At 38.7% G+C, this 7,745-nt stretch carries 8 protein-coding genes; 5 read left to right on the top strand and 3 right to left on the bottom strand.

Translation table 11 applies throughout. From position 1 onward, the window contains the following. Positions 1-557: 557 nt before the first annotated feature. Positions 558-728 (bottom strand): hypothetical protein, encoded by a 171-nt coding sequence (locus tag AABK37_RS15510; protein WP_432552446.1) that lies wholly within the window; start codon positions 726-728, stop codon positions 558-560. Positions 729-840: 112 nt separating this feature from the next. On the opposite strand from AABK37_RS15510, the gene fraC reads away from it, so the two are divergent. From fraC to AABK37_RS15495, 3 genes are all read left to right on the top strand, one after another. Further along, the gene (fraC, locus tag AABK37_RS15505) at positions 841-1,377 is read left to right on the top strand and encodes a filament integrity protein FraC (protein WP_432552445.1); all 537 of its coding nucleotides are present in this window, start codon (positions 841-843) and stop codon (positions 1,375-1,377) included. Positions 1,378-1,532: 155 nt separating this feature from the next. Further along, positions 1,533-2,564, top strand: coding sequence for a septal junction protein FraD (fraD, locus tag AABK37_RS15500; RefSeq protein WP_432552444.1), 1,032 nt, complete (start codon positions 1,533-1,535; stop codon positions 2,562-2,564). A gap of 198 nt (positions 2,565-2,762) precedes the next feature. Continuing rightward, positions 2,763-3,542, top strand: a complete 780-nt coding sequence (locus tag AABK37_RS15495; protein WP_432552443.1) for an ABC transporter permease — start codon at positions 2,763-2,765, stop codon at positions 3,540-3,542. A gap of 72 nt (positions 3,543-3,614) precedes the next feature. Here AABK37_RS15495 and AABK37_RS15490 read toward each other — a convergent pair whose 3' ends face one another. After that, positions 3,615-4,271 (bottom strand): pentapeptide repeat-containing protein, encoded by a 657-nt coding sequence (locus tag AABK37_RS15490; RefSeq protein WP_432552442.1) that lies wholly within the window; start codon positions 4,269-4,271, stop codon positions 3,615-3,617. Positions 4,272-4,594: 323 nt separating this feature from the next. Between AABK37_RS15490 and AABK37_RS15485 the strand changes: the two genes are divergently transcribed. Continuing rightward, positions 4,595-4,765, top strand: coding sequence for a hypothetical protein (locus AABK37_RS15485; protein ID WP_432552441.1), 171 nt, complete (start codon positions 4,595-4,597; stop codon positions 4,763-4,765). Here the strand turns inward: AABK37_RS15485 and AABK37_RS15480 are convergent. Further along, positions 4,729-5,406 carry a response regulator transcription factor gene (locus tag AABK37_RS15480; RefSeq protein ID WP_432552440.1) on the bottom strand — a complete coding sequence of 226 codons (678 nt, stop codon included), beginning with the start codon at positions 5,404-5,406 and terminating at the stop codon, positions 4,729-4,731. The genes AABK37_RS15485 and AABK37_RS15480 overlap by 37 nt on opposite strands. A gap of 49 nt (positions 5,407-5,455) precedes the next feature. On the opposite strand from AABK37_RS15480, the gene AABK37_RS15475 reads away from it, so the two are divergent. After that, the gene (locus AABK37_RS15475) at positions 5,456-7,717 is read left to right on the top strand and encodes a PAS domain S-box protein (RefSeq protein WP_432552439.1); all 2,262 of its coding nucleotides are present in this window, start codon (positions 5,456-5,458) and stop codon (positions 7,715-7,717) included. Positions 7,718-7,745: the final 28 nt, after the last annotated feature.

The following is a 7,745-nucleotide window of genomic DNA, read 5'->3' as shown; positions in this document are numbered from 1 at the left end:
GGAGATGTCGGTATTTTAGTACTTTAGCATGGGCAATGTTTAAGAACAAAACTGCCGGAGATGTCCGGCTTTATCCAGTAATTTTATTATTTAGTAATCCACCGCGCTTACCTGGGAACATTGCCCCAGGCTTGGGATTGTAATCTGCTAATATTGCTGCCAGTCCAAGCTGAATATCTACGACGCGGGTTTTAAGTTTCCCTTTTGTGGTAGATTTCCTAAAAGTTACTGTGCCGCCTTTTATGTCTGTGGTTTGAAGGGCTAGCGCCTCACTAAGGCGACCGATGAATAAACAGATGCGCTCTGAAAGTGCGATCGCGCTTTGAAATAAATCCTGAGCGCAAATAATAGCCTCAACTCATCAGAAGTTAAAATCTTGCCTTGCCCGTTTCCGTTTACCTTCATTGCTGGCTAATTTTGAGTCATTTTACCACAATACACAAAGTTACGCTTATGTAGTGGTGGAAAGTTGTGTATCTCGTTTTAATGCGATCGCACAAGAGTGCGGGCGCAAAGCGCCCAAAGCGCAACTTTAAGCTATCACCTTATTTTATTTGTTATGGTTCGGGTGCGTCCACATCGGGGTAAAGGGCAAGAAAGAAGAAATATTTCTCCCCAGCTCCCCCAGCTCCCCCAGCTCCCAACTCAAGAAAGTCCCCCCCTGTCTTTGAAAGTCCCCCTGTCCCTTGTCCCCATTCCCCAATTTGGTAAAGTTTTGCTTTTGCCATAACCAAAAGAACAAAAAGATGGTAAAAGACTGGAAGAGTGAGATAATTTTCCCCATCATTCTCAATTTCACTAGTTTACTATCTCAAGTCAACCCTTAGCGCTCACCCTTTTATGTTTGAATTTCCTGAACTTCCGACAACTTTTCCGCTTGGTGCCATTTTGTTTGACTTTTTATTTTTATTGGTAGCCATACCCATAGAAGGATACGTTTTGAATGCTCGGTTAAGATTTGACAAAAAAACTAGCATTTTTTATGCCATCTGTATCAATCTATTTACTGCTGTGATTGGTTGGATAACTTTTTTCTTTATCGAGCCAGTTTTACCAGTTAATTTAAAATCACAACTAATCAGTTATGTCTTTTTTAATCAATTTCGGACTAATAATGTCCAGTCCTTAGTGATTTTGATTGCTTTTATAATTTTCTTCGCTACTTTCTTGCTGAAATACTTTCTATTAAAGCTTGTTTTGCTATCATTAGCTGAACCAATAAAAAATGAATTAGAACTTCAACCATATCCACGTCGCAATTTCCGGCGTGCTAGCAAAGCTAAATTGCAGAATACAAATTTAGTGACTACCATACTAATAGCAAATTCACTTAGTTATAGTGCAATTGCCATAATTTTGTTGATTCGCTCTAGATAACTATGTTGGCATCAAACATCATTTAAGTAAGTCAAAAATGTTTAATTTCCAACAAATCAACTAGTCAAGAGTAATTTTATTTAGTTGTTTACTTAAATGATAAATCAAAAGTAAGTAAAAGGTAAATCTCAAAGAGTAATTAAGAGGAGTGAAAGATGAATTTCTTGTTTTTAAAAGATTTATTTGGGGTATTTAAATTTCTCGAAGGAGTTTATGAGCGAGTAAGAAGGTTGTTGGTTCCGCCCAAAGCTTACTCTTGGCAAACATTAATTTATTTGAGTATTTTTTCTTGGTTCGCCTCATCATTGGCTGTAGGTTATATAAAAGATGTAATTTCATTTTTCGGCTGGTTATTTTTAATTGCTGGAACATCTTGGTATACCACTGACGATCCTTTAAGAATCCCCGGTACTTTTATGCCAGTAGGGGCAGTAATAACGGGATTTTTAGTGAGTGTTTTTGCTTTTGGACAAGGGGATGATGTAATTACACCACGAACAATCGTGCTTTGGCCAACGATTTCAGCATTAATTACAGCAATTCCCGAATTTTTTGAAGGAAGCGGTACTGATGTGCAAACACAAATTCCTAAGCCAGAAATTCGCCAAAGACTAATAGTCATGGTTGCCAGTTGTATGATACTAAGTTGCTGGATTCAGTTTTACTTTGTTACGGATAATTGGTTAAGACAATATCCGAGTTTGCAGGCAGATAATTTTAAGCAAAGTACCTTTGTAATTAGAACCGAATCCCCAGAGAAAATACCGGCAAATGGCGTGGTGATTCTCGATAAACTTCAGCCATTAGTAGAAGAACAAATAGCAGGAAGACCTTGGTCGCAAGTGGAAAGATGGCTAATAAATGCAGATCAACAAGTAGGAAATTTGGGTAGACGAGTTATAGAAAGAAACTTAGCAAAATATGAAGAGAAAGAATTGTGGGTTGTTAGACCGCGTGTAGTTAATACCAAATCTGGGTATACATTAGATTTGTTAAGTATCTGGACAGGTCCGAGTTCTAACCCACGCGGATTTTACCTGAAAAAGTCTTGTCGGGTTGACCCAATCGCAGCCAGGGCAAACTCAAGCATTGCCAACGTCAGCAAACCAGATAAAGCCACCGTAGCCGAAATTGAATGCGATCGCCTTCCTAAATTTATTGCCGGCTCACCTCCAGCGCAGCAGTAAATAAGACAGGGGGAGAGGGGGACAGGGGGGACAAGGGGGAAAGTTAGTAATACTTTTTGTTAACTAATCACACTCCAACTAACAACTAACAACTAACCACGCTCCCACTATCCACGCTGCAATTAACCACTATCCACGCTCCAACTATCCACGCTCCCACTATCCACGCTCCCACTATCCACTAACAATTTAATAGCGATGAATTTGGGCAGAATTTTTGTGCTAGCTACGAATGTGTTTCGGGAAGTGGTACGCGATCGCATTCTCTATATTATCGGTTTTTATACGGTAATACTCGCCGTCGCCATCCGCTTACTTCCTGAATTTGCTGCTTCGACAGAAGATAAAATGTTTTTAGACTTTGGTCTGGCAGTGATGAATATCCTCGGCTTAATTGTTGCCATATTTGTGGGTACAGGACTAGTTAACAAAGAAATTGAGAAACGCACTGTTTTAGTGTTAATTACCAAACCAGTCAGCCACAGTGAATTTATCACTGGTAAATATTTCGGGTTATTAACAGTACTAGCTGCACTTCTTACAGCTATGACGGCGATTTATCTAGCATTTTTGCAGTTTGGAAATGTTCCTCATTCCACTGCAAGCATTTTAATTGCTGTCATTTTCTTATTCTTGCAACTAGCCTTAATTACCGCTGTAGCTATTGCCTTAGGTGTGTTTACTAGTTCCCTGTTAGCGACTGCTTTAACATTTGCAGTCTATTTAATCGGGAACATTACTCAAGATTTAGTAAAACTTGGTCGTTTGGGAAACAACAAGAGTATTGAAAGCCTGACTCAAGGCTTGTATCTTATCTTGCCTGATTTATCTCGATTAGATTTAAAAAATGATGCTGTTTATGGTGTTGCAGCGCTACCTGACTCAATGGCACTAATTACGAATGCTGGCTATGCCTTGTTTTACAGCGTCATTTTGTTAGCGATCGCTATCTTTCTCTTTTCCCAACGTGAGTTTTAATTATTAGTTATTAGTCATTAGTTATGAGTCCCAAATACGACAATAATAAATGACTAATGACTTCATCACTCATTAACAAAACTTGATTTGAGGATATTGAATTGTTCCATCAGGCATAATAGCATCCCATAGCTTGGCATGAATCAACTTTGCCTCCCAAAGGTTCGCTCCACTTAAGTTTGCCTCGGTTAAGTTTGCACTGGTTAAATCTGCGCTGGTTAAATTGGCTTTCTTTAAATTAGCTTCGAGCAAAATCGCGCCACATAGCTTGGCTTGAATTAAATTTGCTCTCATTAAGTTTGCTTCTATTAATGAGGCTTCAATCAAGTTAGCTTCATTCAAACTTGCTTCGCTCAAATCTGCACTGCATAAAGATGCTCCCCAAAGCTTACTTTTTGTCAAATTTACTCGCCACAAAAAAGCACCACACAAGTTGGCTCGCGTTAAATCAGCATTCTTCAAATTAGCCTCACATAATGAAGCTTCATATAAATAAGCTGACTGCAAATTGGCTCCGCTTAAATTTGCACCGCTAAGATTTGCCCCAACAAGCACAGAACCACTCAAATTTGCCCCACTTAAATCTGCTCCTATCAAATTAATTCCACTTAAGTCAACTGCCCTTAGGTCGATTCCACTCAAGTCACATCCACTAAAATCTTCTCGTTTAAAAGATTTTTGTGTAATTTGATTTAGAATGAATTCCTGTGTATCAGCATAATTCCTCATGATCCTTACCTCTGGGTGTCACTTATATCAATCGTTCGTGATGATAGTTACTGTATATTGAGGTTACACCGCAGAAGTATATAAGCTGAGGAAAGAATCGAGAAAATATGGAGAAAATATCGGGAATAAATCGGGAAGATACCTGCAAATGCGCTCTACAAGTAGTTTCAAAAAGAAAAAAAGCTGACATAAGTCAGCAAAGATTGATAATGTAAAAAAATTGTAATACTTAACAGCTATTACCAATTTTAGATCGATCCCCAAGAAAAACCCATCATACAACAAAGCGATGAAAATAAACTTTCTCTAGCCGATGACGGCAGGTGCTTCAAGTCGGCGGAGCCGGACGCCAGATGCCTCAAGTCGGGAGACCCGCCCACGGCACTGGCTCCCCAACGCACTGCCTCCCCAATGCCCAATGCCCAATGCCCAATGCCCAATGCCCAATGCCCAATTTTCAAGACAATTGCTTCAAACGATATCCCAAGCCATGAACCGTTTCGATGAAATCTTCCGGAGCGGCTACAGTTCTAAGTTTATGACGCAAACTTTTAATATGAGCCTTAACAGTATCTTCTTCTGGTGGACTTTCACTTTTCCACAGGCTATCAATAATTACAGCACGACTAAGGACGCGACGACCATTGCGAAGTAATAGTTCCAACAAACTAAATTCTTTGGGGGTTAGCTGCAAAGGCACATCTAAATAAGTGACTTCGTAGGTACTAGGATTGAGAAGCAACTTACCCCATGTCAGAATGGGTGGAGAAGCAGAACTTCCCCGACGCAATAAAGCGCGGATACGAGCTAATAACTCTTGTAAATCAAAGGGTTTAACCACATAGTCATCCGCTCCCGCGTCTAAGCCATTAACTTTATCTGTACTGGTGTCACGAGCCGTTAACATCAAAATTGGTAGAGAATAACCGTGGTGACGTAAGCGTTGACAAAGACTGATCCCATCTAGCTTAGGAAGCATCACATCTAATAAAATCAAATCGTAGGCGATCGCCTTAACCTGATCCCAAGCAAACTCCCCATCTTTGACTACATCTACCACATACAATTGGTCAGTTAAAGCTTCTAAAAGCGCTTCCGCCAAACGCGCATTATCTTCAACAAGTAGAATTCGCATATTAATTACAAAATAACGTTAACAGAGATGGGAACGTGGTAATTGGTAGTTGGTAATTGGTAATTATTTTTCTATTCCCCATTCCCCATTCCCCATTCCCCATTTCCCATTCCCCATTCCCCATTCCCCATTCCCCATTTTTTTTACCATACAAGCATTGCATATGAAATGGTCATTGGAAAGAAAAATCATTGCTGTCGGGTTTGGATTGGCAGTGCTGATTATTGCGATCGTTAACATTATTTCATATCAAAATACAGATAAATTATTCGCTAGAGAAAGACAATTAGAATATTCCTACGAAGTGATACAAAAAGTTAGAGATGTGCTAACTACAGTGCGAGATGCTGAAAAAGCTAGACGCAGTTACATTACTACCGGAAACAATTCTTATTTAGAAACATACAACACGGCAATTCAAAGTGTTGAAGCTAAATTAACAGATGCTCAACGCGCTACTACCAATAATCCCACACAGCAGCAGAGACTAGATATTCTCAAACCTTTGATTGCCCAAAGAGTAAGTTTGCTCAAACAGTCTATTGACTTTTACAAACGAAATAAATCTAACACAGCAATTCAATTATATTTTACAGATAAAAGCATTACAATTCAAGACCAAATTTGGCAAATAATTACTCAACTTGAGAAAGAAGAGCAATCATTAGTGCAGCGTCACCAAGCTCGTTCAGATGCAAGTTTTCGATTTCTAATCATCGCCAAAATAACTGGTTATTGGGTTAGCTTTGCCCTACTATTTATAGTCTATTCATTATTACATCGACAAATTAGTACTCGCCAACAATTAGAAGATACTTTACGAGAAAGTCAACAAAGATACCGAAACTTATTTGAAGTTAATCCTCATCCTTTATGGGTTTACGATTTAGAAAACTTAAATTTTTTAGCTGTTAATGAAGTAGCTATCAAACAATATGGCTACTCACAAAGCGAATTTTTATCTATGACAATTAAAGATATTCGTCCACCCGAAGAAGTACCAGCCCTTCTTGATAGAATTCCTGGGCTACGTTGGGCAGATAAACGATTCGCAACTAGGAGACATAAAAAGCGGGATGGTACAGAAATTGATGTAGAAATTACCTCTCACGAATTAACATTTAAAGGACGACCTGCTAGATTAGTATTAGCACGCGATATTACTCAACAAAAGCAAGCACAGTCAGCGCTAGCTGCCAGTGAAGAAAAGTTTCGCCAAATTGCGGAAAATATTCATGAAATTTTTTGGATGAGAGATGCTAAAAGCGACATAGTTTTATATGTTAATCCGGCTTATGAAAAAATTTGGGGACGCAGTTGTGAAAGTTTGTATATAAATCCCCAATCATTTCTAGATGCTGTTCATCCAGAAGATAAATCTCGTGTGATTGCTAACCTTGAGAACAACATTAAAAAAGAATTTGAAATTGAATACCGCATTGTGCGTCCAGATGATTCGGTGCGCTGGGTTTGGGAACACAGTTTTCCGATTAAAAATAGGTTAGGAAAAATTTATCGTCGAGCCGTAGTTACACAAGATATCACTGAACGAAAGCGGGCAGAAGAAGTTCAGCGAAATTTAGAAAAAGAACTTGAATTAAATGAATTGAAGATTCGCTTCTTTTCAATGGTTTCTCATGAGTTTCGCACTCCTTTAAGTACTATTTTAATTTCCGCGCAAGTTTTGGAGAACTCTAATAAAGAATGGTCGGAAGAGAAAAAGCTGAAAAATCTTCATCGAATTCAATCTTCGGCGAAAACGATGACACAATTGTTAACAGATATTCTGACTTTAACGAGAGCGGAAGCTGGGAAGTTAGAATTTCGACCGCAACCTTTAGATTTAGAAGATTTTTGCTTTTCCTTATTAGAAGAAATCAAGTTTAGTACTCGCGCTGAAAAAGACATACTTTTTGTCAGCAAATGTTCTCAAAGAATCGCTTGGATGGATGAAAGAATGTTGCGTTCGATTGTAACTAATTTGGTTGATAATGCCATCAAGTATTCACCAGATGATAGCCAAATTTATTTCACATTAGCAGATGAATCAGGACAAGCTATTTTTCAAATACAAGACCAAGGAATAGGAATTTGTCAAGAAGAGGAAGAACAACTTTATCAAGCTTTTCAAAGAGGGGAAAATGTCGGTGATGTGACTGGGACTGGTTTAGGATTAGCTGTGGTGAAAAAGTGTGTGGAATTACACGGTGGTAGTATTAAGCTAGAAAGTAAAGTTGGGGTTGGTACTACTTTTACTGTCAAAATTCCTTGGAAGAGTGATTTGGGGGAAGTTAAGCGCTCTCTGCACTGACTACAAAAATATGTATTTAGAAGTATTG

This window comes from Tolypothrix sp. VBCCA 56010, assembly GCF_050875635.1.
Classification (GTDB): domain Bacteria; phylum Cyanobacteriota; class Cyanobacteriia; order Cyanobacteriales; family Nostocaceae; genus Hassallia.
The sequence above is the reverse complement of the archived record's forward strand: the minus strand, read 5'-3'. Positions and strand labels throughout refer to the sequence as shown.

What these genes read in the sequence shown, in the direction of transcription:
- fraD (WP_432552444.1), top strand. Translation starts at nt 1,533, where the DNA reads ATGAATTTCTTGTTTTTAAAAGATTTATTTGGGGTATTTAAATTTCTC.
- AABK37_RS15495 (WP_432552443.1), top strand. Translation starts at nt 2,763, where the DNA reads ATGAATTTGGGCAGAATTTTTGTGCTAGCTACGAATGTGTTTCGGGAA.
- AABK37_RS15490 (WP_432552442.1), bottom strand. Translation starts at nt 4,271, where the DNA reads ATGAGGAATTATGCTGATACACAGGAATTCATTCTAAATCAAATTACA.
- AABK37_RS15480 (WP_432552440.1), bottom strand. Translation starts at nt 5,406, where the DNA reads ATGCGAATTCTACTTGTTGAAGATAATGCGCGTTTGGCGGAAGCGCTT.
- AABK37_RS15510 (WP_432552446.1), bottom strand. Translation starts at nt 728, where the DNA reads ATGGCAAAAGCAAAACTTTACCAAATTGGGGAATGGGGACAAGGGACA.
- fraC (WP_432552445.1), top strand. Translation starts at nt 841, where the DNA reads ATGTTTGAATTTCCTGAACTTCCGACAACTTTTCCGCTTGGTGCCATT.